Here is a 23,216-nt window from a genome sequence, read left to right as displayed (position 1 = left end):
ACCCCGGCGCAGCTGAGGCGCCGGGGTCTGCCGGTCAAGTCTTGGGAGGTCTGTCGCCCGGCTATTTTCCTTCAAATTTCGGCTGGCGCTTTTCACGGAATGCGTCGATTGCGTTCAGGTGGTCGGCACTGCGCACCAGCATGGGGTGATGATCCCGCTCGGCACGGAACGCGTCATCCAGCGTCAGCACGCCATCGGCGTAAACGGCCTTGGTCACGGCAATCGACAACGGCGCGGCAGCGGCAAATTCTTCCGCCACTACGATGGCGCGCGTCAGCGCCGTTCCGTCGTCGACCGCTTCGTCAACCAGGCCAATGCGCTCCGCCTCTGCTGCGGCAAAGGTGTTTGCCAGCATGATCAGCTTCTTGGCGCGACCGAGGCCGACCCTCTGCGGCAATGTCCAGTAAAGCCCTGAATCGGGGGCAAGGCCTACCTTGGCAAAGGCCGCGCAGAACTTCGATCTCTGTGACGCTACCGCATAATCGCAGGCTGCCACCAAGGACATGCCCGCCCCGATGGCCGCGCCTTCAACGGCCGCAATCACAGGCTTGGCCCCATTGACCATGGCGCGCAAGATGCGATGCGCGCCGCCGATATAGGTGCGCGTGTCGAGAACCTGCCGGTCCCGCTGCATGCGCGAGACGTCGCCGCCTGAGCAAAAGGCTCCATTGGCGCCGGTGAGCACGATGGCGCGGCAGTTCCAGTCGCCCATCAACTGCTCGAACCGATCGCCAAGATCGCGGATCATTTCCGGAGACAGTGCATTCTTCGTCTTTGCATTGTCCATCGTCACGATCGCGATGGGACCTTTGAACTCTATCCTGACGGGCGCGTCGGTATCTTCACTCACAATGTTGCCTCCGATCCGAGAATAAGCGTGGCCTGGCTCGACAATGTTCCACCATTGCCATGCGACAAGGCAAGGTTGACATCCTTGACCTGACGATCGCCGGCAATCCCCATGACCTGTTCCATCGCCTCGACCATGGTGAAGAGGCCATACATGCCGGGATGGACACAGGACAGACCACCGCCATTGGTGTTGACGGCAAGCTTTCCGCCCGGCGCAATCGCACCACCTTCAACGAACCGTCCCCCCTCGCCCTTCGGGCAGAAACCGAGGTCTTCGAGAAACAGGATCGTATTGATCGTAAACGCGTCGTAGACCTCCGCCACATCGATATCCTTCGGCCCGACGCCTGCATGGGCATAGGCACGACGGCCGGATTCGACGGCAGCCGTGACGGTCAGATCCGGCATGGACGCAATCTCCATATGCGTCGTCGCCGATGCCGCGCCCAGCAGATAGGCCGGGCGGGCCGCGTGATCCTTGGCGCGATCAGCGCGCGTCATCACGACGGCCGCGGCACCATCGGTGACAAGGCAGCAATCATTCTTGGTGAAAGGATCCGAGACCATGCGGGCATTCAGGCAATCCTCGATCGTCAGATCACCATGCATGAAGGCATCCGGATTGAGATTGGCCCATTTGCGTGCGGCAACAGCGACTTCCGCCAGTTGCTCCCGCGTCGTGCCGTATTCGTGCATGTGCCGGGAGGCGGCAAGCGCATAGGCCGAGATCGGCAACAGCGGTTTGTAGGGGCCCTGATAGATGGAGGGCCTTGTGCTGGCAACCAGCTTGCCGGAAGCCGTGCGCTGGTTGCTGCCATAGGCGATCAGCGCGACGTCACACTCACCGGCCTCAAGCGCCAGAGCGGCCATATGCGCGTAGGTCTGGAATGACGATCCGCCGACCCGATTGTTGCTCATGACCCGGGGCTGGATGCCGAGATATTGCGCCATCGACAGCTGGGACATCATGTCGGATGGAAGTGCAACGAAAAGACCGTCAACATCGGCAGGCGTCATGCCCGCCATGTCCAGCGCCTTCAGGCTGGCATGAACGGCAAGGTCCAGCGAATCATAGCCGGGGGCTTCGCCCATGCCATAGGTCGCACCGGCGACGAACGCGGTACCACCGCGCGGAAATGCACCACTGCTCATGCCTGATCTCCCACGGGTGCGAAGACGACGAGCGGCTTGCCGTCTTCCGAGGCTATTTTCGCCTTCACCTTCATGCCGATCTTGACGGCGGAAGGCTCGATATCAACCACGCGCGACATCATGCGCGGCCCTTCGGCAAGATCGATGAGGACGACATTGTAATCCTGCTCCGGGGGGCGTTTGCGCACGACGGTCACGGAATAGACGATGCCGTCGCCACTGGCTTCGACCCATTCCAGGTCTCTGGCACCCGTGCGCGGCTCGGCTACCCGCGGATAAAACACATAGGCACCGCTCGAGCGGCTGCGTTGGATCATGAAGCGCCCCTCGGCGAGGAAGGCTTCGTAGTCGCGTTCTGGTCTGATCTGGTCCATGACGTCCACGGTTCTGATTGCTCTCGCTTTTCAATGTCTGAAAGCGGTCTCCCTGGGGAGTCCGGTCGCTGCCGAAAGCATATATGCGTTGCCGCAAAGGCAGGCGCACTCTTTTCTATCCAGAACGCTGATCGGCCCCTTAATTTGGGCTACGGGCCAAGTCGATGCCCCCCAATCAATCTACATGCGAGGATCACCATGCCGCTGCTCCAGTTCGTCAATCGAGTGTGGTACGAGGCCGGCGCCATCAAAAGAATAGGCGCAGAACTGCAGAAACTGGGCGTGAAGCGTCCGCTGATCTGCACGGATCAGGGCATTGCCGCCGCGGGGATTCTCGATCAGGTTAAGGCGCATTGGCCGGAGGGCCTGGCCTGGATCGTCTATGACGGCACGCCGCCCAACCCGACCGAAGCCGCTGTGAAGGCGGCGCTGGAGACCTATCGCGCGGAGAGCTGCGACGGCATTGTTGCCATCGGCGGCGGGTCGCCGATCGATCTCGGCAAGGCCGTCAATCTTCTGGCGAGCCATCCCGAACCACTCGCCCAGTACGAAACGGCACGCAAGGGTCAGGGCAAGATCGGCAAGGTTGGACCGCTGATCGCGATCCCGACGACGGCAGGGACGGGAACGGAAGTCAGCGTCGGCACGGTCATCGTGACAGCGGACGGTCGGAAATCCACGATTGCCAGTCCCTACCTTATCCCCGATGTGGCGATCTGCGACCCCGAGCTGACACTCAAACTGCCCCGGTCCTTGACCGCCGCGACAGGGATGGATGCCGTCACCCACTGCATCGAGGCCTACCTCTCCCCGCTCTTCAACCCGATCGCCGATGCGATCGGTCTCGACGGCCTCAAGCGGGCCATCGGCGATGGCGCATTGGAGCGAGCGGTTGCCGACGGCAGCGACCTGGCAGCGCGTGGCGACATGATGATGGCCGCGATCGAGGGTGCGCTGGCCTTTACCAAGGGCCTTGGCGCCGTCCATTCCATGAGCCACGCCGCCGGCCGTATCGAGCGGCTAAAGCTTCATCACGGCACGTTGAATGCCGTGCTCCTGCCGCCGGTCCTCCGGTTCAACGCACCGCATGTGACGGCTAAGCTGGACGTGCTCGCTTCGGCGATGGGATTGAAATCCGGCGCCGACATCGCCGATGCGATTGTCGCGCTGAACCAACGGCTGGGGATTCCCGCAAATCTGGGCGCCATGGGCGTCTCCGCCGACGATGTCGAAGAGATGGTGGCTTATGCCGTGGACGACGTCTCGACGCTGACCAACCCCATCAGACCGTCTGCCGAAGACTACCGGATGCTGCTGCAATCATCCCTTTCCGGCTGATCGAACTGCTCGTGAAAATGCGGCCGCGGTTTTGGTTTGATGGAGAGGAAGAATGGAAAACGCCTATGACCTGCCGGACGGGCTCAAAGTGGAGATTGAAGGGCCGTTGCGCCTGATCACGCTCGATCGTCCGGCCGATATGAACGCATCCACGACGGAGATGCTGTTTGCCTTTCCCAGGCTGTTTCAAACCCTGGCGGAAGACACGGACGCCCGCGTCGCCATCATGACCGGAGCCGGCCGGGCCTTCAGCGCCGGCGGGGACATGGGGCATTTCGTCAAGACGCTGGAAGACGAAGGCTTTGCACGCCGTGTCCAGGAAAACGCCCGCCGGACGATCCATAGCTTTATCGACGTGCCCATCCCGATCATCGCAGCGGTCAACGGGCCGGCTGTCGGCTGGGGCGCGACGCTGGCAACACTCAGCGATATCGTCCTCATGTCTGAAAACGCGTTCATGGCGGAACCGCATATCAATATCGGACTGGTAGTCGGCGACGGGATCTCCATCTCCTGGCCGCTCTATACGAGTCTCCTGAAAGCGAAGGAGCTGATCTTCACGGGGGATCGGATCACGCCGCAACAGGCCGTCGAGTTCGGCCTGGCCAACCGGGTGGTGAAGCCGGAGCTCCTGATGGAAGAGGCGCGGGCTCTCGCAGACAAGATGCTGGCTCAGCCGGCCAATGCGCTGCGCGAGACGAAGAAGCTGATGAACCTCTATCTGCACCGAAACGCCGCCGAGATGCTGGACGCAACACTCGGACGCCAGCTGGCCGCCACGCTCAGCGAGGAACATCACGCCATCGCCTCCGAGTTCATTGCAAAGCAACGGCGCAAGCAGCCGAAACCCTGAAGAGGCAAACTCTCTTTTGGCGAAGGCGACGCATTCCAGGCGTCGCCTTCGCTTTAACTTGCTCTCTATACCGACTTCCTCGGCACGATGACCGCGTCAAGCGCGACGGTCCCTTGCGTGCCGGGCAAGACCCGCAGGGGGTTCAGATCGAGACTTTCGATCGTGTCGCTATTTCTGGCCGCGAAATGCGAAACTGCCGAAAGAACCTTTGCCAGCGCCTCGATGTCGGAGCGACCGGCGCCTCGCACGCCTTCCAGCAACGGATAGCTCTTGATCCGGCGGATCATGGCCAGGGCTTCAACCTCATCGAAGGGCGCGACACTGAAGGTCACGTCCTTGAGGACCTCGACCAGCACCCCGCCAAGTCCGAACATGACAACCGGACCGAAGACCGGATCGCGCATCACCCCGATGATCGTTTCTATTCCCTGCGGCGCCATGGGCGCGACAAGCACGCCGTCGATTTGAGCGTCCGGCATATGCCTGCGCGCATTGGCCATGATCGTCTCGAAGGCAACCGCTGCAGCTTCGGGATCGGCGATGTTCAGAACGACACCCCCGATATCCGACTTGTGCTGAATGTCGCCGGACACGATCTTCATCGCGAGCGGAAACCCCACCTCGCGGGCAGCCGCAACCGCGGCATCGCGCGTTGCCGCAAGCCGCTCCGGCAGGAAGGGAATTCCAGCCTTGGCAAGCACCGCCTTGGCCTCATGTTCCGACAGCGCATCGGCTTCCGTTTGGAAGCGCGGCGCCGCCGCGACATCGATGTGCTTCTGCTCGACCTCAAAAGACCGGCCGAAATGGGTCAGTGCACCTGCGACCTGAACCGCACGGTCGGCATCCTGATAAACGAGGAAGCCGGCCTCCTGATAGGACTTCACCACATTCTGGGGCGCAGCCATGCACAAGACGGCCAGCCTGTCGCCACCGCCGGCTGCCACGCCCGCCAGGATCGCGTCGCGAAGCTTGGTTCCATAGGCCTGTGCCGCCGGCACCGTGGTGAGGAAGCTGATCAGTGAATCGTAGCCCCCATCCCGCAGCACGATCTCCAGGTTCTTCGACACGAGCGACATGTCATTCATGACCTGCGCCGTCGTGTCGATGGGATTGGCAACCGCTGCATAAGGCAGCAGCGCGCGAAGTTTCTCCTGCGCCGGTTTGGGCATCGGCGCGACATCGAGCCCGTAGGTTTCCGCCGCATCGCACATCTGCACGCCAACGCCACCGGAGAGCGTGACAATGCCCAGCCGGTTGCCAGCCGGGAACTTGCCGGCAAGGCAGGCCTCGGCAATATCCAGTTGCTCTTCCGTCGTGCGGGCACGGAATGCGCCATATTCGCGGAACACGGCATCATATACCGCATCGGTGCCCGCCAAGGAGGCTGTGTGGGACGATGCGGCAATGGCGCCGGCCTCGGACCGGCCGACCTTCATCACGACAACCGGCTTTTTCGCGGCGCGTGCGGTTGCCAATGCCTGAATGAAGGCTGGCCCGTTGCGGACACCCTCCAGATAGACCGCAATGACCTTCACGTCGTCGCGCAGGGCCAGCCAGCCGATCGCATCGGCTGCATCGACGTCCACCTCGTTGCCCGTGGTGATCCAGTAGTTGACCCCAAGGCCGCGTTCACGGGCGAGATAGGCAATATAGCCGCCATAGGCACCGCTTTGCGAGACGACCGCAACGCCACCCGCAGGCGGCACACCGCCATCGAGCGACTGGGTGAACGTTCCATAGAAGCGGCTTGTGGCATTGAACAGGCCGACACAGTTCGGTCCAAGTAGCCGGACGCCGCCTTCCCGACCGAGCCGAGCCAGCTCCTGCTGCGCGGCGGTACCGTCGCCGCCTGCTTCCGCAAATCCGGAGGACATGATGATGGCGGACGCCACGCCTTTTCGGCCCGCGTCGGCGACGGCCGCGAGAACATGTTGCGACGGGATCGCAATGATGGCCACATCCGGCGCTTCCGGCAGGTCCATCAGGGACGGATAGGCCTTGACGCCCTGAACGGTCTCGCGGTTCGGATTGATCGGATAGATCGCCCCGGCAAAACCATGTTTCTTCAGATAGGCAAGCGGCCGGCCGGAAATCCGCACCGGATCATCGGATGCACCAACGACGGCGACGGAACGCGGATTGAGGAGCTTGTCGAGCCGGGGATCCGGCCGGAACGTCTGAAATGTCATGTCTTGCCTCGAGATGATAATGCATCTCATTTCTTGCCGCCGCCGGCGCCGAAGTCATTGGTAAATCGGTTCGGCCCCCGCTCAAAGCTCATATGTGATCAGAGACTGCCGCGTGCTCACGCGAAAGCGTGTATCCGCTATGAAGCTTCGAATGCAGAAAAGCGGAAGAGGCAATTATGAACATCTGGAACGATAAAGGCCATTTCATCAATGGTGTCTGGACCGGCGCCATGGGTGGTACATCCGTCGAAAACCCCGCCGACCGATCAACGGTCGCAACAATCTCTGCAGGCACGACCACCGAAGTCAATGCGGCCGTTGCCGCGGCAAAGGCCGCTTTGGCCGGCTGGATGGCGACGTCAGTCGCCGAGCGCGCGGCTGTCCTTGCCAAGGTTGGGGCGATGCTTGAAGAGCGTCAGGACGATTTTGCGAAGGCCATCACGCTGGAAGTCGGCATGCCTTTAAAGCTCGCCAAGATGATCCAGGTCGGTCTTCCGCTGCAGAGTTTTCAGAACACGGCGCGGATCGCGGATGCGTTTCCCTTCGAACGAAAGGTCGGCAATTCCACCGTCATCCAGGAAGCCGTTGGCGTCGTTGCGGCGATCACGCCGTGGAACTATCCTCTTCATCAGATCGCCGCGAAAGTGGCCCCTGCCCTTGCCGCCGGCTGCACGGTGGTCCTGAAGCCAGCCGACCTCGCGCCCCTCAATGCCCTTCTTCTGGCCGATCTCTTCGAGGCGGCTGGTGCGCCTGCCGGCATCTTCAACGTCGTGACCGGCCCCGGCGCGAAAATCGGCCTGCATCTGGCCACGCACCCCGATGTCGACATGATCTCCTTTACCGGCTCGACCAAGACCGGCGCCATGCTCGCCCGCGAGGCGGCCAGCCAGATCAAGCGAATTTCGCTGGAACTCGGCGGCAAGTCCGCAGCCGTGGTGCTGGAGGATGCCGATCTTGCCAAAGCGGTGAAAGCCACCGTGAACGCCTGCTTCCTCAATTCCGGGCAGACCTGCTCGGCGTTGACGCGCCTGATCGTCCCGCAGGCCAGAAAAGACGAAGCAGTCGAAATCGCGCGTGAGGCCACGCGCGCCTTCGTGCTTGGCAATCCGCTCGATCCGGCAACCCGCCTCGGCCCGGTGATTTCCCACAAGCAGCGGGAAGGTATCCGGCATCTGATCCAGACAGCGCAGAATGAAGGCGGGACGCTGGTGACGGGAGGGGCAGACGCGCCGGAGGGACTGGACGGCGGCTACTACGTCAAGCCCACCATCTTCGCCGATGTCTCCCCCGATGCAACCCTGGCGCAGGAGGAGGTGTTCGGTCCCGTGCTCGCGATCCTGACGGCCAGAGACGACGATGATGCGGTGGCGATTGCCAATAATTCCCGTTACGGGCTTTCGGGTTCGGTCTGGGCTGGAAGCGAAGAACGGGCAACGGCAGCGGCACGGCGCATCCGGACGGGCCAGATCGAGATCAATGGCGGCCGCTTCAATGCACTCGCGCCCTTCGGTGGCTTCAAGCAATCAGGCTATGGCCGCGAATTGGGTGAATTCGGCATCGAGGAATTCGTCGAGACAAAGTCCCTGCAATTCTGAAAGCCTGCCAGGAATCAAACCGCCCGCCCAGAGCCCTTAAAGGCCGTGGCGGGCGGTTTTCTTTCGAGGTCAGCCCGCCAGCAATTCATCAAGCAGCTGGCGCTTCAGGATCTTGCCCGTCGACCCGAGCGGCAGCGCCTCACGCATGAAGACGCGCGTCGGGATCTTGTAAGGCGCGAGTTCAGCGCGCAAGTGGCGCAGCAGGTCATCTTCCGCGACCTCAAGATCTTGCCGGGGCTGGACGAACGCGACCACTTCCTCGTTGCCATCAGGCCGCTTGACGCCAAGCACTGCCGACTGCAGCACACCGGCATGCCGGTTGATCGCGGCCTCGACTTCGGCGGGATAGACATTGAAGCCGGAGCGGATGATCATTTCCTTCTTGCGCCCGACGATGCGGATTTCGCCGTCCTCGGCGAGGGTGGCAAGGTCGCCCGTCGCGATCCAGCCGCCATCGCGCAGCGCTTCCGACGTGGCCTGCGGATTGCGGTAATAGCCTTGCATCATGCCAAGCGCCTGCGCCCACAATTCGCCTGTTTCCCCGGCTGCCGCGTCACTGCCATCCTCACGGACGACGCGGACCGCCGCGCCGGGTTCCGCATAGCCGATACTGTCATGATCATAGTCTCGATCGGGTTTCGTTCGTGCTACCGGGCAGCATTCGGTCATGCCGTATCCGTTGACCAGCCGGACACGGAAAAGCCGCTCGATTGCGGCCTTCAGGGTCGGGTCGAGGGGTGCGCCGCCGGATGATATATATTCAAGGCGCGAGCGCGAAATGTCGACCCCCTCGGTCAGGATGTGATCGACGATGCGCGCATAGACCGTTGGCACGAAGGACAGATGCGTCAGCGAACCGTCGGCAATCCGCTGCACCACGTCCGGCACATTGACCCTGCCGGTGAAGGACAGGCTGGCACCTCCGGCCATTGAGGACATCAGCGTGCTGATCCCCATCACATGCGAAAGCGGCGATCCGCCGTCATAGCGTCCGCCGGCCCGGACCTGTCGGACTTGCGCCAGTGTCCTGCCAATGCCGACGAGCGCCGCATGGCTGAGCATGACCGCCTTCGGCAGGCCGGTCGTGCCCGAGGTGAAAAGGATCAGCGCCGTCTGCTCCGCAGGGTCCTGCTTGACCGGCTCGGGCTCCCCACATCGCAGGGTCGCCACCGAAACCTCGCCGGCAGCACCGGCATCCACCACTGTCGTGCCGACACGTCCACTGAACGTGGCTGCTTCCCTGGACGGCGTCGGCGCGATGATGACCAAGCGCGGATCGACGACCGGAAGCAGCGCCTCCATTTCCGTGGCCGCCACCCGTGCATTGACGATACAGGGCCAGGCATCCAGCACCTGGGCTGCGAACATCATCAAAGGTGCGACGAGATCGTTTTCCGCAACGATGAAGATCCGGTCGCCTGCCCTTGCCCCCTGCTCTGTCAGAAACCGCGCCGTTTCTCCGACAGCCCGCTCCAGATCGGCATAGCTCAGGCTGCTCGATCCGCTGAGAAGCGCCGCTGCGTCAGGTGTGTCTTGTGCCCAGCGGCGAACCAGATCGAAAGCGCGCTCGCCCGTCGTTGTTGTTAAGTTTGGCATGGCGCTCATATCGTTGCCGCTCCGTATCTGGGTTGCCATTGGTCTCGACTTTGCTGGTTCACCCCTTGAGGCGAGCCCCATCGTCAGTTTCGCAGGCGCCATGCGTGCCGCTCTGCTGCCGTCGCGGCGTTCGCCGCCGGCAGGCGCAGCGTATTGACGCGATCAAGCGCCGTCACGGCGTCGTCGAGGATCTCGTCGAAGATCGCCTCCGTGGACTTGATCTCGTCGGCGAACACCACCGCCGGACCATAGTCGAGCATGCCCTTCGAAAAATCGCCGGTGTGGTAGGCCTCGCGGGTGAGAGATCCCGAGACATGCGGGCGATATTGCTCGAAATCGGTGACCTTGGCATCTTCAAGTGCCAGCACGGCTTTGGCGCTGTCATTGTCGAGGACCCGGTGGTGATCGCCCAGGAGCTGCTTGACGATCTTGCTTTCCGTGCCGTCTCCGGCGACCACGCGGCGCTTGTAGTCGTCATGGACCCAGAGATCCGACGAGACCATCATGCGCGAGCCCATGAGGATGGCATCGCATCCCATGGAAAGCGCCGCCACCAGCTGGCGGCCCGTGCCGAAACCACCGGCCGCGATGACGGGAATGCCGGCGATCTCGGCGGCGCGCGTCGCCTGCACGATCGAACCGATCTGGTAGATGCCGGGATGGCCGCCACATTCCGAGCCGACGATGATGACCGCATCGGCGCCCGCGCGCACGGCCGTCTGGACGTATCGGACGGCTGGAACCTTGTGCAGCACCTTGATGTTCATGTCCTTGAGCATCGGAATGATGGGTTCAGGACTTGCGCCCGCCGTTTCCACGCAGGTCACTCCGTATTTTTCCAGAAGCGGAAGCTGCTTGCTGACCCGGTCCGCGCCGCCGGCAAAGCGGGAAATGTAGAGGTTGACGCCGAAAGGCTTTCCACCCGTCAGATCGCGGCAGATTTTCAGTTCTTCCTCGAACTGGGCCGGGTCGTCATGGCCCGTGGCAACGATGAACCCCATTCCGCCCGCATTGACCGCGGCGGCGACATAGCGGCCGTCGGAGACACCGGGTCCGAGCCCTCCGCACAGCAATGGATGGCGGATCCCGAGAAGCTCGGTGATGGAAGTCTGGAAAATCTGCGGCCTCATGGCACCCTCGTCATGTCGATGAGGCTCAGTTTTCCGCCGGTCCCGCGGCGGCAGCCAGTACCCCGCCCAAACACATTACATTTGTGTTGTCTGCCGGGAGAGCGGCCTGCACTTCTGGATTCCAGCCTTCGTTTCGATGCTAGAAGGGCGATCCGGAGGATTTCATGAAACTACTTGCCGACGTTCACGAGCGAAACGCCTCTCTGTTTCCGAATGCACCCGCCATCGTCTTTGACGATCAGGTCAAGACCTTCGGCCAGCATTGGGACAGGATCAACCGGCTGGCGCATGGGCTGCATCAAGGTGGCGCAAAGCGGCAGGATCGCGTTGCCATCCTGGCGATGAACACGCCGGAATATATCGAGGTCTACAGCGCCTGCGAGCGGGCTGGTTACATCACGACGACCGTCAACTTCAGGCTCGCCGCCCCCGAAATCCTCTACGTTCTGAACGACGCCGCGCCGCAGGCGCTGATTTTCGAGGCGCAATATGCCGGGATGATCGACGGTTTGCGCGACAGCCTCACCATCGAGCAGTATATCTGCCTCGGCCCGGACATCCCGGCCTGGGCTGCCTCCTATGAAGACGTCATTGCCGCCGGATCGCCGGACGGTCCGCCCTTCCGCGCAAGGCAGGACGATGGCGCGCTCATCATGTATACGAGCGGCACAACCGGCAGGCCGAAGGGCGTCTTGCGCTCCCAATGGGGCGAGGCGCGGCTTGCCGAAGTGATGGCGGGACAGCTGGGGACGACCAGCGCAAGCCGGCAACTGCTGATGATGCCGTTCTTTCACGCCGGCTCGAGAAGCCAATATGTCGGCGCCTTCTGGAAAGGCGGCGCGGTCTACATGCACCGCAGCTTCGATCCCCAGCGTATCCTCAGAACCATCGAGGCGGAGCGGATCACGCATCTGCATCTGGCACCCGTCATGGTCCAGAACGTGCTCGACGCTCCGGAAATCGGCAACCACGACCTGTCGAGCGTCCGCACAATCCTTTATGCGGCCGCCCCCATGCCCGTTCCGGTTCTCAAGCGCGGGCTTGCGGTTTTCGGGCCGGTCTTTGCCAATGGCTACGGCTCCACCGAGACGAATTGCTCCTGTCATTATCCCCATCAGCACAAGATCGACGGCACGGAAGACGACATCAGGCGGCTTGGTTCCGTCGGGCAGCCGGCAACCGACGCGGACATCCGCATCCTCGACGAAAAAGGCCATGAATGCCCTGTGGGCGTCGCCGGTGAAGTGGTCGTCCGGTCCGACACGGCGCTCATGCGATACTGGAACAACGACAAGGCGACGGCGGAAACGCTGCGCGACGGCTGGTTCCACATGGGCGACATCGGCTACATGGACGAGGAGAAGTTCATCTTTCTGGTCGACCGGAAGAAGGACATGATCATCTCGGGTGGCGAGAACATCTACTGCCGCGAGGTCGAGGAAGCGCTGATCACCCATCCGGCTTTGTCGGATGTCGCCGTGATCGGCGTTCCGGACGAAAAATGGGGCGAATCCGTCAAGGCAATCGCCGTCCTGGCCCCCGGCCAGCAGGCGACCGAGCAGGAGATGATCGAACACGCACGCAGCCTGATCGCCCGCTACAAATGCCCCAAGTCGGTTATCTTTGTCGAAGAGCTTCCGCGACTGCCGAGCGGCAAGGTCAGCAAGGTGATCCTGCGCGAGCGCTACGGCGCCGGATTGTAATATCCAGCTCCAGCACCGAAAACGTCTTTCAGATTTTGAGATTGCCGAGCCGGTCGATGGTTGCAACGGTCTGCGCCATCATGCGCTGAACGAGGTCCTTGCAGGTCGGGACGTCGTGGATGAGCCCAAGCGCAATACCGGAAGGCACGGGCGCATCGGCGAGCCGCCCTGATGTGAGCGCCTGATGCCAAACGTCCGCCGCGATCAATGGGAAGAGCGCGGTCTTGTCTGCACCGGCGCGCTCAAGCTCCAGCACCTCTTCAGTCGCCGGGGTCTTCAGCACCCTGACGGAATCGCCGAGCGATCGGGCAATCAGTGTCGTGTCTCGTTCGCTGGCTGCGGCAAGACCGGCCTTTGCATCCGCATGGATCGGGCTTTCCTGGGTGACGAGGAAACGCGTCCCCATGTTCACGCCGACCGCGCCAAGCGCCAATGCGGAGGCAAGCCCGCGCCCATCGGCAAATCCCCCCGAAGCAATCACCGGGATCTTCACCTCGTCGACGACGCGGGGAACGAGGACCAGGCTCGGAACATCATCCTCACCGGGATGACCGGCCGACTCGAAGCCCGTCACGCAGACCGCATCGGCACCATATTTCTCGGCTGACAGCGCATGACGCACGGAAGTGCATTTGTGGATGACCTTCACGCCAGCCTTCTTCAATCGCTCGATATAGGCGGCCGGCTTTGCGCCGGACGTTTCGACGATGCCGATACCCTCGGAAATGATCACCGCGACATAATCGTCATAGGGATAGGAGGCGATGTTGGCCGGCAGCAGAGTGAGGTTCACGGCGAACGGGCGTTCCGTCAGACGCCGCGTCTCGTGGATTTCTTCTCGCAGCGCCTCGCCCGTCGGCTGCGTATGCGCCGAAAGTGTGCCGAGCGCGCCCGCATTGGCAACGGCGGCGACAAAGGGCGCACGGGAGATGTAACGAAACCCGCTCTGCATGATCGGATAATCGATCCCGAACATGTCGGTCATGGATGTGGAAAGCATGATGTCCTCGTATCTTTCCCCCAACAGTGGATTGCTTTGCCGCGACGGCAAATCCGGACCTTCCAAGCTGCACATATGTAATTTGACGGTTGGCCACCTCTCGACCCGGTGGCGGTTTCCGCAAAGGGCAGCGATAAAGGGTCCGAAGACGGGAGGCAGACTGTGAGCTTCAAGACAATTCTTTACGACACCGCTGACGGCGTGACGACGATCACCCTGAACCGGCCCGAGCAGATGAACAGTCTCAACGATGAGATTGTCGCCGAACTGTATGACGCGATGTGGCAGGCGGATGCAGACCGCGGCACGCGCGTCATCGTGCTGACGGGCGCCGGTCGTGCCTTTTGCGCCGGCGGCGACATTTCCGGCTTCGGCGGCCAGACGCCGAAGCAGCTGATTACAAAACTGCCCCGGCCTTTCGACATGAACAAGCGGCCGGACTACCAGACCCGCCACACCTATTTCCCGAGGCTGAGCAAGCCGGTGATCGGCATGCTGAACGGCGCGACCGCCGGTCTCGGCCTCGTCTACGCACTTTGCTGCGACATCCGCTTTGCAGCCGACAGCGCCGTCTTCACCACAGCCTTCGCGCGCCGCGGCCTTTCCGGCGAGTATGGAATGTCATGGATGCTGCCGCTGATCGTCGGTCACGCGAATGCGCTGGAACTGCTCCTTTCCGCCCGCAAGTTTCACGCCCCGGAGGCAAAGGAACTTGGCCTCGTCAATCGCATTTTTCCCGCTGAAAAACTGGCGGAAGAGACCTATGCCTATGCGAAGGAAATGGCCGTCTGGTGCTCGCCTCGTTCGCTGCGCGTGCTGAAGGAACAGGTTTACGAGGCGCCCTTCCAGGACCTCGCCGAAGCGGTCCGCATGGCCAATCAGGACATGATGATCAGCAATGTCAGCGCCGACTTCAAGGAAGGCACGGCCAGTTTCAAGGAAAAGCGCGCGCCGAATTTTTCCGGCGAGGCTGAGTGATCATGGCAGACGAAGAAGACATGCGCGCCGTCATCGTCTCGGCCTATGGCGACTGGCGAGAGGCGCATTTCGGCCGCAGCGCCCGACCGCAGCCCATGGCCGATCAGGTCCTGATCCGCACCGAGGCCGCCGCGATCAACTTTCCCGATCTGCTGATGATCGAGGGCAAATATCAGGTCAAGCCGGCCCTTCCCTTCGTGCCGGGCCGCGACGTGGCCGGTACGATCATAGCCACGGGTGCCGACGTTCGGGGCTTCAAGGTCGGAGACCGCGTCGCGGCGCAGCCTCAGTTCGGTGCCTTTGCCGAATATGTTGCTGCACCGGACTGGAGCTGCATTCGCCTGCCGGACAGGATCGGCTTCGCCGACGGGGCGGCATGCGGCACGGTCATCGCGACGGTCGTCGGCGCAATGCGCCTGCGCGCCAGGCTGAAACCGGGCGAATGGGTCCTGCTGACGGGAGCAACCGGGGGCGTCGGATCGGCTGGCATTCAGTACGCCCGCCATCTCGGCGCCCGCGTCGTCGCACTCGTCTCGTCCGACCAGAAAGAGGCGGCCGCCAGGAGATTGGGGGCCGAAATCGTGCTGCGCTCGGACAAGCTGGAGCCTTCGCGCAACGGCATGAAGGAGGCGCTTTTGGAGCAGGGGCTCAGGGGCGTCGATGCCGTGGTGGATGTCGTGGGTGGAGATGCCTTCGAAGGTGCAATCCGCTGCCTCGTGCCCGGCGGCAGATATGTGGTTGTCGGCTTCGCGTCGGGCCAAATCCCTCAAATTCCGGCCAACTATGTTCTGGTCAAGGATCTCGTCGTGCTCGGCTCAACCCTTGATCGGCTCTTCCGCCTGCGCGACCCCGAACTTGCCGCCGGCATTGAAGACGCATTCGAGGCGCTGGCCGCCGGCAAAATGGAAGCAGAGATCGACAGCGTGCTGCCGTTCTCGAAGTTTGCCGAGGGAGCCGAAAAGATCGCCTCCCGTCGGGCAGTTGGAAAAATCGTCTTGCAGGGATTTGGGGAGGTATCTGATGACCGATGACAATAGCGATGGCCGGATCAATGTGTGCAGCGAAGGTGCGCTGCGGCTGATCGGCATAGACCGTCCCGCAAAGCTCAACGGCTTCACGCCGAAAATGCTGCGCGAATATGCTTACGCCCTCACCGCGTTCGACCAGGACCCTGAAGCGCGCTGTGGGCTCGTCTACGCGGAAGGCGCCAATTTCACCGCAGGGCTTGATCTTCCGAAGCTCGCCGAGGTGTGGGCGCGCGGAGAATCCCCCTACCCTTCTGATGCGCTTGATGTCTGGAACCTGCGCCCGCCTTTCCGCAAGAAGCCGCTCGTGGTCGCGGTCAAGGGCATCTGCTACACAGTCGGCGTGGAAATGATGCTCTCCGCCGATATCGTGATTGCCGCAGACAACTGCCGCTTCACCCAGATGGAGGTGAAGCGCGGCATCATGGCGGCAGGCGGCGCGACGATCCGGATGGTCGAGCGGGCCGGTTGGGGCAATGCCATGCGCTATCTCCTGACCGGCGACGAATGGGACGCCGAAACGGCGCTGCGGTTCAATTTCGTGCAGGAAGTCGTCCCCGCCGGGCAGGAATTCGATCGCGCCCGCGAGATCGCATTGAAGATCGCACACACCGTTGCACCGCTTGCCGTGGAAGCCACCATGGCCAACGCGCGCGCGGCACTGGAAGACGGACCGGCGGCCGCTATCGCGGGCTTTGACGATATTCGAGTGCGGCTGCGTGGGAGCGAAGACGCCAGGGAAGGCGTCGACAGCTTCCGGGAGAAGCGCCCACCCCGCTTCAAGGGGCGCTAGTCGACCCCGGCAATCAAGAGAGGCACGCAGCGTGGAAGCGACTGGTGGCATGAATACGCGACACGAACTGGCCGGCCGTGTCTATCTGGGCATCGGCATGCGCATGATGGCTGCCTTGTGTTTCGTCGCCATGGCGGGCCTCGTCAAAGCAGCCGATGCGCTGCCCACCGGACAGATCCTGTTCGCCCGCTCCTTCGTCATCGTTCCGGTTCTTTTCGTGTCACTGGCGTTTCGAGGCCAACTGCAAAGCCTGAAGACGAAACGGCCAGACGGCCATCTCGTTCGCTCGATACTCGGCTGCGGCGCGCTCGGTTTCTGGTTCGTTGCGCTGCGTTACCTGCCGCTCACCGATGTGACAGCCATTCTCTATCTGACGCCGATCCTCAATGTCATCCTCGCAATGCTGGTTCTGAAAGAGACTGTCGGCATCTGGAGAGGCACGGCCGTCATTGTCGGCATCGTCGGCGTTCTCATCATCATGCTGCCGAAGCTCAGCGGCAGCTATGACACCGCAGCCCTGATCGGCATCGCCTGCTGCCTCGGCAATGCCATCTGTTTCTCCTTTTCGCTCATCCAGATCCGGCAATTGTCCGGCACGGAATCCCCGACCTCAATCGTTTTCTATTTCTCGTTCTTCTCGTCGCTCATGGCGCTTGCGACCATGCCCTTCGGCTGGCTCTGGCCTGATCCGCTGCAGTGGCTCATGCTCATCGGCATCGGTGCGTTGGGCGGTCTCGGGCAGCTGCTGCTGACGGCATGTTACAAATATGCGCCGATCTCACTGATCGCACCCTTCGAATATTCAACCCTGCTCTGGGCCACGCTGATCGGCATGTTCTTCTTCGGGGAACATCCAAGCGCTTCGACATTCGCGGGCGCAGCGCTCATCATTGCAGCCGGCATCGTGGTCGCACGTCGCGAGCACCGGCTTGGACGCCAACGCCTCGCGGAGGAGACACCGACGCCATGACGCAAGACCTGATTACGGACATTGTCGGCCACGTTCGCATCCTGCGGATGAACCGACCGCAGGCCCGCAACGCGCTCAGCCTGGCACTGCGCAAGGCGATCGCGGCGGCCATCCTGGAAAGCGATGGCGATCCCAACACAAGGGCAATCGTGATCACGGGAAACGAGACCTGCTTTTCGGCCGGTGGCGATATCAAGGAGTTTCCGGAATCGGCCAACCGCGAGGACAGCGCCTTTGTCTCGCAACGGATCTGGGCGCCGCTTTCAAGCTGCCGGGTTCCGCTGATCGCGGCGGTCGACGGTATCGCGCTTGGCGGCGGCGCCGAATTCGCAATGCTCTGCGACATCATCATTGCCGGAGAGAAGGCCGAGTTCGCCTTCCCGGAAGTGCGGCTCGGCATCCTGCCCGGCAATGGAGGAACGCAACGCTTCCCGCGCGCGGTCGGCAAATTCAAGGCCATGCGCTATCTGCTGACCGGAGACCGCTTCTCCGCGCGGGAGGCTGCCGACATGGGGCTGGTGAGCGAGGTTGTTGAAGCGGGAACAGCCCTCGCCGCAGCTCTTGCCGTGGCGCAGCGCATTGCAGAACAACCACCGCTTTCCGTTCGCCAGATCAAGGATGTCGTCAACCATGGCGCCGAAGCGCCGCTCGCCGCGGCACTGACGCTGGAGCGGGAAGGCAGCCGCATTTTGACGCGCTCGCAAGACCACAGGGAAGCGTCGATGGCATTCATCGAAAAGAGGAGGCCGGTCTTTACCGGAAAATGAGCATGAGCGTTTACGACAGATACAAGCACCTTAAGTTCTCATCGCGCGGCAGTGTCCTGACCATCACCCTGGACGCACCACCGACCAATGCCGTCACCGCCGGCATGCATGAAGACCTGAAGACGGTTTTCATCACGATCAACCAGGATCCGGACACCAAGGTCGTGGTCGTCACCGGCGCCGGCGACCGGGCGTTTTCGGCCGGCGGCGATGTCAACGAGATGGTCCGGTTGCTCGACCAGCCCATGGCTGCAGTCCTTGCCATGCGCGAAGCCTCCGACATGCTCTACGGACTGCTGCGGCTTGAAAAGCCCATCATCGCGCGGATCAACGGCCATGCCATCGGCCTTGGCGCGACCCTGGCACTCTTCTGCGATCTGACCTATGCCGTCGAAACCGCCAAGCTCGGCGATCCCCATGTCGCTGTCGGCTATACCGCAGGCGATGGCGGCGCGCTGATATGGCCGCAATTGATCGGCTACCAGCGGGCCCGCGAGTATCTGCTGACAGGCGATCCGATCATCGCCAAGGATGCAGCCGAAATCGGCCTGATCACGCGTGCGGTGCCTGCCGACAAGCTTGATGAAACCGCCTATGGCATGGCCGAGCGCCTGGCCTCGGGCGCGAGCTTCGCAATCAATTCGACCAAGCAGGCGATCAACATGGTGTTGCGCAGCCAGTTCGAAGCGGTCATCGAGGCCCATAGCGGACTTGAGCTGATGTCCCACTTCTCGGCGGACCATGCAGAGGCGGCACATGCCTTTCTCGAGAAGCGCAAGCCGGTCTTCACCGGAAAATAAGGCAGGTGGCGGCAGAGCAGATAAGAGCTGCCGCCACTATTCCCAGCGCAGAACGCTGTTGGTGCGTTTGGCAACCAGCTCGCCTTTCGGCGTTCTGCGATAGAGTTTCTCTGCGGTAATGAGATAGAGGTCGCCCTTGCTGCCGGCCTTTTTCTCGACCGAAACCATTCTCGTTTCGATCGTGATTTCGTCTCCGACGAAGACGTCCTCGTAAAACTCGAACGCATCATTGGCGTTGACCGTTCCGCCCGGAAGACGGTCAAGATGGGGTCGCCGCGTTCGGCCGAGCGTCAGCAGGAAAAGCGGCGGGACAGGCAGGGCCGGATCGAATGGTCCGGCTTCGATCGCCGCCAGAAAGTCACGGACACGTCCGGCCTCGACCCGCTCGGTCTTCGGCGCGCCATGGCGCTTCTCCTGCTCGGAAAGAAACCGTTCCCCAATCACATCGGTCATGATCGCCCCCCTTTGACCTGCAGCGCGTTTCAACCTGCAAACGTCCTGTTGAGACGTGCCATCGTTTCCTCTGCCTCGGACAGGATCCGGCGAATGATGTCGGCGCTGTCCGGAACGTCATGCAGAAGGCCGACGCTCTGGCCTGCATGGATCGTCCCCTTCGTCACATCGCCCTCGAAACTGAGGCGATTGTAACGTTGCATGGACGCCATGCTCAGCATGTCGAAAGCCCGCTTCGGCCCCTGGCGCAACGTGTCGGCGGCAAGCTTGAGATAGGAGACATCCATCTGCCGGGCGATCTTGAAGGAATAGAGAAAGGCCGAGATCGGGTTGAGTTGCGAGGCAAGGATCTTCTCTGCCTGCGGCGTGCGCATCAGACGGTTGGGCGAGCCGCCGAACTTCTCCGAAACAAGCGTGTCATGAACATCCTTGCCAAGGGCGGTCTGCTTGAAATTGTCGTGCCAGGTGCTTTCCGCCGACACGGCAAAGCGGGTTCCGAGAGAAACGGCGCTTGCCCCCAGCGCCAGAGCGCCAACGAGCCCCGCACCGCTGGCGACCCCGCCGGCGGCGACAATCGGGATGGTCAGCACTTCGCGAAGCCTCTGAAGAAGCACGAAGGTGCCGATTTCGCCGGCATGACCTGCGGCTTCAAACCCCGTTGCAATCACGGCATCAGCCCCGCGCTGCTCGGCACTCTGCGCAAGCTTGACGGAGTTGACCGATGCAATCGTCTTGCCGCCATAGCGCGCCGCCGCTTCGGCAATCCAGTCGCCGCGTCCCATTGAGTAGTTGATCACCGGCACCTCTTCAAGAAGCGCCAGCCTGGCGTTTTCGACCGCGTTCGGCAGGGCAAGCGGGCAATTGATGCCGAACGGTTTGTCGGTCAGCGCGCGGATCTCGCGGATTTGCTCGGCGACGACCGACGGCGGCTGAACGCCCGCCCCCAGCATCCCGAGCCCGCCTGCATTCGAGACGGCGGCTACCATTTTCGGCAGCGAAACCCAGCCCATTCCCGCGTTCATGATGGGAAAGCGGACACCCACGAGCCGGGTAAAGTCGGTATTGAGAGAAAAATCCGGTCCTCGCGATGTCACAGGCATCCGTCACCCTTTCGTCATGACCATGGCGGCCGTGGCGTCATTCGCAGCGGCTTCGCATTGGCTACCGACTTAATCACGCGCGCGACGGGACGCTGCTCAAATCGACCTTCGAAGGCCTGCATCCTGCCTTTCAACATGTATGTGACGTGTTGGAGGCCCCGCCCGCAAAGAACTGGCCACGCTTCACGAAGCAACTAATCTTTGCTCACGAGCTTTCAGGGGATGATCGATAATCCATGGTTGGGACAGGAGCGCTTCAGGGCCTGCGGGTCATCGATTTCGGCCAATATATCGCCGGACCGCTGGCGGCGATGCAGCTTGCCGATCACGGTGCCGATGTCATCCGCGTCGAGCCGCCGGGCGGGCCTTTCATGAAAGGCCCCGGCAACGCCATGTGGAACCGGGGCAAGCGCTCCATCGTGCTCGATCTCAAACAGGTCGCCGATCTTCATATCGCAAGACGCCTCATCGCAGGCGCCGATGTCGTCATCGAGAACTTCCGGCCGGGTGTCATGACCCGGCTCGGCCTCGACCCGCATCAGTTGACGCGCCTTCACCCCCATCTCGTCTGGTGCAGCCTGCCGGGATTCGCGAGCAGCGACGCGCGCGCCGCCATGCCGGGGTGGGAGGGCATGCTTGGTGCGGCGACCGGCAATTTCCTGCTCAAGGCCCAGCGGCTGCGCACCGATGGCGGCAGGCGTGAACTCCCCGCCGATGACGGGCGTCCGATCTATACGATGACGCCCGTTTCCTCCGTATATGCCGGTTGCATGGGCGCGCTCAGTATCGCAATGGCCCTGGTGGCGCGTCAGAGAGACGGGCGCGGGCAGCATATCGAGGTTCCGCTCCACGACGCGACATTCATGGCGATCGGCAGCCCGAAATGGAAAGGCCTGCCGGGAACGCCCTGGGTTCGAAGCTACCAATGCGCTGACGGCCGCTGGGTCGATATGCTCTGCTATCACGGCAAGCATGTCCGCGCCTTCCTGAAGGGGGCCGGGGTCGAAGACTGGCTCGGCCAGCCCTTCATGAACGATATCAACAAGGTCTTCCGCACCGACCCCGTAAAGGTCCGGGAACTTCTTTCCCGCATGGAAGCCCTTTTCGCCGCGCGCCCGGCTGTGGAGTGGGAAGAGACCCTGAACCGCGCCGGCGTCCCGATCGCCATGGTTCGCACCAGTCAGGAGTGGATGGAACTTCAGGAGGCACGCGAGTCGGGCTGCATCGTGGAGATCAACGACCCCGAGCTGGGTCCGATGCTACAACCCGGCATTCAGGCGCGCCTGAGTGAGACGCCCGGAGCGATCACGCGGCCGGCGCCCTTTCCCGATCAACATCGCGATGAAATCCTGTCTGAACTCGAGACACGGCCGCCGCTCTCGCTTCCGCTTGCCACTGAACCGGACAACCGGCCGCCGCTGGCCGGGCTGCGGCTCGTCGATCTTGGCTCCGTGCTTGTCGGCCCTGCCTGCGGGCGAACACTCGCCGAGTTTGGTGCTGACGTCATCAAGATAGACGATCCAAACGGTGTTGGCGCCGGTCCCGATGTCAATCGCGGCAAGCGCAGCATGTTTCTCGACCTGAAGAAACCCGGCACGCAGCCGGTGCTGGAAGCGCTGGCCGGGAATTGTGATCTCTTCCTGCAGAATTTTCGGCTTGGCGTTGCCGACAAGATGGGGATCAGCTTCGACAAGCTGCGGGAGCTCAATCCGCATGTGATCTACATCTCCTATTCGCTCTACGGGCTTGATGGCCCTTGGGCCTGGCGTCCGGGCTATGAAAACCAGGCGCAGGCGGCAACCGGAATGATGGAACGCTTCGGCGACGGCGTTCCGGCCATGGAACCCTTCCCCGTCAACGATTATGGCACGGCGCTCACCGGCTCGTTCGGGGTCGCGCTCGCCGTCTATCATCGCAACAGCTTGAGAGCCGAGGGAAAGACGGCACCTGCCCAGCAGGTCTCGACCGGCCTCGTCTTCACGGCCTCGCTGCTCCAGTCCATCGTCATGAACACCTATGACGGCAAAAGCTGGAGCGAGCCGCGCGGGCAGGAAAGCCTTGGCAGCAGCCCGCTGCACCGTTGCTACAAGGCATCGGACGGCTGGATGTTCGTGGCCGCGCGTCCGGAAAAGCTTCCAGCGCTCAAACACATTGAGGGGTTGGAAGGTGTGAGCGCGCTGGAAGCCGGCGCGCTTGAAACATGCCTCGAGGATCGCTTGCAGCACGCGACAGTCGATGAATGGTCGGCGCGTCTCCTGCCGCACCAGATCGGCGTCCATCGTGTTCAGACCGTGCAGCAGGTGATGGCAGACCCGAGCGCCGCGATGCGGGGCATCTATCTCGACCGACCCCATCCGGACGGTGGCCGCAGCATCACAATCGGCCCCATTCCGAACATGTCGCGGACGCCGCTCGTTCCCGGACAGCCGCTGAGACCTTCCATGGAGGGGCCGGACATCCTGTCGGAACTCGGCATCAAGCCGGAGCCGCTGCTTGAATCAAAGGCGGTGGTGGTCGTTCCACCCCTCCAGAGCGAACCCTGACACAT

20 protein-coding genes are annotated in these 23,216 nt (G+C 62.4%); 11 read left to right on the top strand and 9 right to left on the bottom strand.

Features of this window, described 5'->3' with window-relative positions; genetic code table 11:
* Positions 1-61: 61 nt before the first annotated feature.
* From LQK84_RS04690 to LQK84_RS04680, 3 genes are read right to left on the bottom strand one after another with little or no spacing between them, the layout of a single operon-like run.
* On the bottom strand, positions 62-850 hold the full coding sequence (locus LQK84_RS04690; protein ID WP_230827491.1) for an enoyl-CoA hydratase/isomerase family protein: 789 nt from the start codon (positions 848-850) through the stop codon (positions 62-64).
* Entirely contained in the window at positions 847-2,004 is a 1,158-nt protein-coding gene (locus LQK84_RS04685) for a thiolase (RefSeq protein ID WP_230827490.1), read from the bottom strand. Before LQK84_RS04685 ends, LQK84_RS04690 begins: the two co-directional genes overlap by 4 nt.
* Positions 2,001-2,378 (bottom strand): Zn-ribbon domain-containing OB-fold protein, encoded by a 378-nt coding sequence (locus LQK84_RS04680; protein WP_230827489.1) that lies wholly within the window; start codon positions 2,376-2,378, stop codon positions 2,001-2,003. Before LQK84_RS04680 ends, LQK84_RS04685 begins: the two co-directional genes overlap by 4 nt.
* A gap of 198 nt (positions 2,379-2,576) precedes the next feature.
* Here LQK84_RS04680 and LQK84_RS04675 point away from each other — a divergent pair, with 198 nt between their 5' ends.
* Together LQK84_RS04675 and LQK84_RS04670 are read left to right on the top strand one after the other, a co-directional pair.
* On the top strand, positions 2,577-3,716 hold the full coding sequence (locus tag LQK84_RS04675; protein WP_230827488.1) for an iron-containing alcohol dehydrogenase: 1,140 nt from the start codon (positions 2,577-2,579) through the stop codon (positions 3,714-3,716).
* 52 nt (positions 3,717-3,768) lie between these two features.
* Positions 3,769-4,569: an enoyl-CoA hydratase/isomerase family protein gene (locus LQK84_RS04670; RefSeq protein WP_230827487.1), complete on the top strand. Its 801-nt coding sequence runs from the start codon at positions 3,769-3,771 to the stop codon at positions 4,567-4,569.
* Between the two features lie 65 nt (positions 4,570-4,634).
* Here LQK84_RS04670 and LQK84_RS04665 read toward each other — a convergent pair whose 3' ends face one another.
* On the bottom strand, positions 4,635-6,758 hold the full coding sequence (locus LQK84_RS04665) for an acetate--CoA ligase family protein (RefSeq protein ID WP_230827486.1): 2,124 nt from the start codon (positions 6,756-6,758) through the stop codon (positions 4,635-4,637).
* Between the two features lie 176 nt (positions 6,759-6,934).
* Here LQK84_RS04665 and LQK84_RS04660 point away from each other — a divergent pair, with 176 nt between their 5' ends.
* Positions 6,935-8,353, top strand: coding sequence for an aldehyde dehydrogenase family protein (locus LQK84_RS04660; RefSeq protein ID WP_230827485.1), 1,419 nt, complete (start codon positions 6,935-6,937; stop codon positions 8,351-8,353).
* A gap of 69 nt (positions 8,354-8,422) precedes the next feature.
* On the opposite strand, the gene LQK84_RS04655 is transcribed toward LQK84_RS04660, so the two are convergent.
* Positions 8,423-9,949: a class I adenylate-forming enzyme family protein gene (locus LQK84_RS04655; RefSeq protein ID WP_230827484.1), complete on the bottom strand. Its 1,527-nt coding sequence runs from the start codon at positions 9,947-9,949 to the stop codon at positions 8,423-8,425.
* An 83-nt stretch (positions 9,950-10,032) separates the two neighbouring features.
* A complete protein-coding gene (locus tag LQK84_RS04650) occupies positions 10,033-11,079 on the bottom strand; it encodes an NAD(P)H-dependent flavin oxidoreductase (RefSeq protein WP_230827483.1) in 1,047 nt (348 codons plus the stop codon).
* A 164-nt stretch (positions 11,080-11,243) separates the two neighbouring features.
* On the opposite strand from LQK84_RS04650, the gene LQK84_RS04645 reads away from it, so the two are divergent.
* On the top strand, positions 11,244-12,782 hold the full coding sequence (locus tag LQK84_RS04645) for a class I adenylate-forming enzyme family protein (protein WP_230827482.1): 1,539 nt from the start codon (positions 11,244-11,246) through the stop codon (positions 12,780-12,782).
* A gap of 28 nt (positions 12,783-12,810) precedes the next feature.
* On the opposite strand, the gene LQK84_RS04640 is transcribed toward LQK84_RS04645, so the two are convergent.
* On the bottom strand, positions 12,811-13,782 hold the full coding sequence (locus tag LQK84_RS04640) for an NAD(P)H-dependent flavin oxidoreductase (RefSeq protein ID WP_230827481.1): 972 nt from the start codon (positions 13,780-13,782) through the stop codon (positions 12,811-12,813).
* Between the two features lie 162 nt (positions 13,783-13,944).
* Here LQK84_RS04640 and LQK84_RS04635 point away from each other — a divergent pair, with 162 nt between their 5' ends.
* Genes LQK84_RS04635 through LQK84_RS04610 form a run of 6 tightly spaced genes read left to right on the top strand, consistent with a single transcriptional unit; the run spans position 13,945 to position 19,115 of the window.
* Positions 13,945-14,760 carry an enoyl-CoA hydratase gene (locus LQK84_RS04635; protein ID WP_230827480.1) on the top strand — a complete coding sequence of 272 codons (816 nt, stop codon included), beginning with the start codon at positions 13,945-13,947 and terminating at the stop codon, positions 14,758-14,760.
* A gap of 2 nt (positions 14,761-14,762) precedes the next feature.
* Positions 14,763-15,791 (top strand): NADPH:quinone oxidoreductase family protein, encoded by a 1,029-nt coding sequence (locus LQK84_RS04630; RefSeq protein WP_230827479.1) that lies wholly within the window; start codon positions 14,763-14,765, stop codon positions 15,789-15,791.
* Positions 15,781-16,578: a crotonase/enoyl-CoA hydratase family protein gene (locus LQK84_RS04625; RefSeq protein ID WP_230827478.1), complete on the top strand. Its 798-nt coding sequence runs from the start codon at positions 15,781-15,783 to the stop codon at positions 16,576-16,578. Before LQK84_RS04630 ends, LQK84_RS04625 begins: the two co-directional genes overlap by 11 nt.
* A 49-nt stretch (positions 16,579-16,627) precedes the next feature.
* Entirely contained in the window at positions 16,628-17,548 is a 921-nt protein-coding gene (locus tag LQK84_RS04620; protein ID WP_230827477.1) for a DMT family transporter, read from the top strand.
* Entirely contained in the window at positions 17,545-18,315 is a 771-nt protein-coding gene (locus LQK84_RS04615; RefSeq protein WP_269071806.1) for an enoyl-CoA hydratase-related protein, read from the top strand. The genes LQK84_RS04620 and LQK84_RS04615 overlap by 4 nt, the downstream gene beginning before the upstream one ends.
* A 2-nt stretch (positions 18,316-18,317) precedes the next feature.
* A complete protein-coding gene (locus LQK84_RS04610) occupies positions 18,318-19,115 on the top strand; it encodes an enoyl-CoA hydratase/isomerase family protein (protein WP_230827476.1) in 798 nt (265 codons plus the stop codon).
* 36 nt (positions 19,116-19,151) lie between these two features.
* Here LQK84_RS04610 and LQK84_RS04605 read toward each other — a convergent pair whose 3' ends face one another.
* Positions 19,152-19,568, bottom strand: coding sequence for an FAS1-like dehydratase domain-containing protein (locus LQK84_RS04605; RefSeq protein WP_230827475.1), 417 nt, complete (start codon positions 19,566-19,568; stop codon positions 19,152-19,154).
* 29 nt (positions 19,569-19,597) lie between these two features.
* Complete coding sequence (locus LQK84_RS04600; protein ID WP_269071805.1) at positions 19,598-20,668, bottom strand: NAD(P)H-dependent flavin oxidoreductase; 1,071 nt, start codon at positions 20,666-20,668, stop codon at positions 19,598-19,600.
* A gap of 236 nt (positions 20,669-20,904) precedes the next feature.
* Here LQK84_RS04600 and LQK84_RS04595 point away from each other — a divergent pair, with 236 nt between their 5' ends.
* Positions 20,905-23,211, top strand: a complete 2,307-nt coding sequence (locus LQK84_RS04595) for a CaiB/BaiF CoA transferase family protein (RefSeq protein ID WP_230827473.1) — start codon at positions 20,905-20,907, stop codon at positions 23,209-23,211.
* Positions 23,212-23,216: the final 5 nt, after the last annotated feature.

This window comes from Rhizobium sp. C4, from assembly GCF_021026315.1.
Lineage (GTDB): Bacteria > Pseudomonadota > Alphaproteobacteria > Rhizobiales > Rhizobiaceae > Ensifer_A.
Note: the sequence above shows the minus strand (reverse complement) of the source record. Positions and strands in the feature narration are given on the sequence as shown.

What these genes read in the sequence shown, in the direction of transcription:
- LQK84_RS04685 (WP_230827490.1), bottom strand. Translation starts at nt 2,004, where the DNA reads ATGAGCAGTGGTGCATTTCCGCGCGGTGGTACCGCGTTCGTCGCCGGT.
- LQK84_RS04680 (WP_230827489.1), bottom strand. Translation starts at nt 2,378, where the DNA reads ATGGACCAGATCAGACCAGAACGCGACTACGAAGCCTTCCTCGCCGAG.
- LQK84_RS04675 (WP_230827488.1), top strand. Translation starts at nt 2,577, where the DNA reads ATGCCGCTGCTCCAGTTCGTCAATCGAGTGTGGTACGAGGCCGGCGCC.
- LQK84_RS04670 (WP_230827487.1), top strand. Translation starts at nt 3,769, where the DNA reads ATGGAAAACGCCTATGACCTGCCGGACGGGCTCAAAGTGGAGATTGAA.
- LQK84_RS04665 (WP_230827486.1), bottom strand. Translation starts at nt 6,758, where the DNA reads ATGACATTTCAGACGTTCCGGCCGGATCCCCGGCTCGACAAGCTCCTC.
- LQK84_RS04660 (WP_230827485.1), top strand. Translation starts at nt 6,935, where the DNA reads ATGAACATCTGGAACGATAAAGGCCATTTCATCAATGGTGTCTGGACC.
- LQK84_RS04655 (WP_230827484.1), bottom strand. Translation starts at nt 9,949, where the DNA reads ATGCCAAACTTAACAACAACGACGGGCGAGCGCGCTTTCGATCTGGTT.
- LQK84_RS04650 (WP_230827483.1), bottom strand. Translation starts at nt 11,079, where the DNA reads ATGAGGCCGCAGATTTTCCAGACTTCCATCACCGAGCTTCTCGGGATC.
- LQK84_RS04645 (WP_230827482.1), top strand. Translation starts at nt 11,244, where the DNA reads ATGAAACTACTTGCCGACGTTCACGAGCGAAACGCCTCTCTGTTTCCG.
- LQK84_RS04640 (WP_230827481.1), bottom strand. Translation starts at nt 13,782, where the DNA reads ATGCTTTCCACATCCATGACCGACATGTTCGGGATCGATTATCCGATC.
- LQK84_RS04630 (WP_230827479.1), top strand. Translation starts at nt 14,763, where the DNA reads ATGGCAGACGAAGAAGACATGCGCGCCGTCATCGTCTCGGCCTATGGC.
- LQK84_RS04625 (WP_230827478.1), top strand. Translation starts at nt 15,781, where the DNA reads ATGACCGATGACAATAGCGATGGCCGGATCAATGTGTGCAGCGAAGGT.
- LQK84_RS04620 (WP_230827477.1), top strand. Translation starts at nt 16,628, where the DNA reads ATGAATACGCGACACGAACTGGCCGGCCGTGTCTATCTGGGCATCGGC.
- LQK84_RS04615 (WP_269071806.1), top strand. Translation starts at nt 17,545, where the DNA reads ATGACGCAAGACCTGATTACGGACATTGTCGGCCACGTTCGCATCCTG.
- LQK84_RS04610 (WP_230827476.1), top strand. Translation starts at nt 18,318, where the DNA reads ATGAGCGTTTACGACAGATACAAGCACCTTAAGTTCTCATCGCGCGGC.
- LQK84_RS04605 (WP_230827475.1), bottom strand. Translation starts at nt 19,568, where the DNA reads ATGACCGATGTGATTGGGGAACGGTTTCTTTCCGAGCAGGAGAAGCGC.
- LQK84_RS04600 (WP_269071805.1), bottom strand. Translation starts at nt 20,668, where the DNA reads ATGCCTGTGACATCGCGAGGACCGGATTTTTCTCTCAATACCGACTTT.
- LQK84_RS04595 (WP_230827473.1), top strand. Translation starts at nt 20,905, where the DNA reads ATGGTTGGGACAGGAGCGCTTCAGGGCCTGCGGGTCATCGATTTCGGC.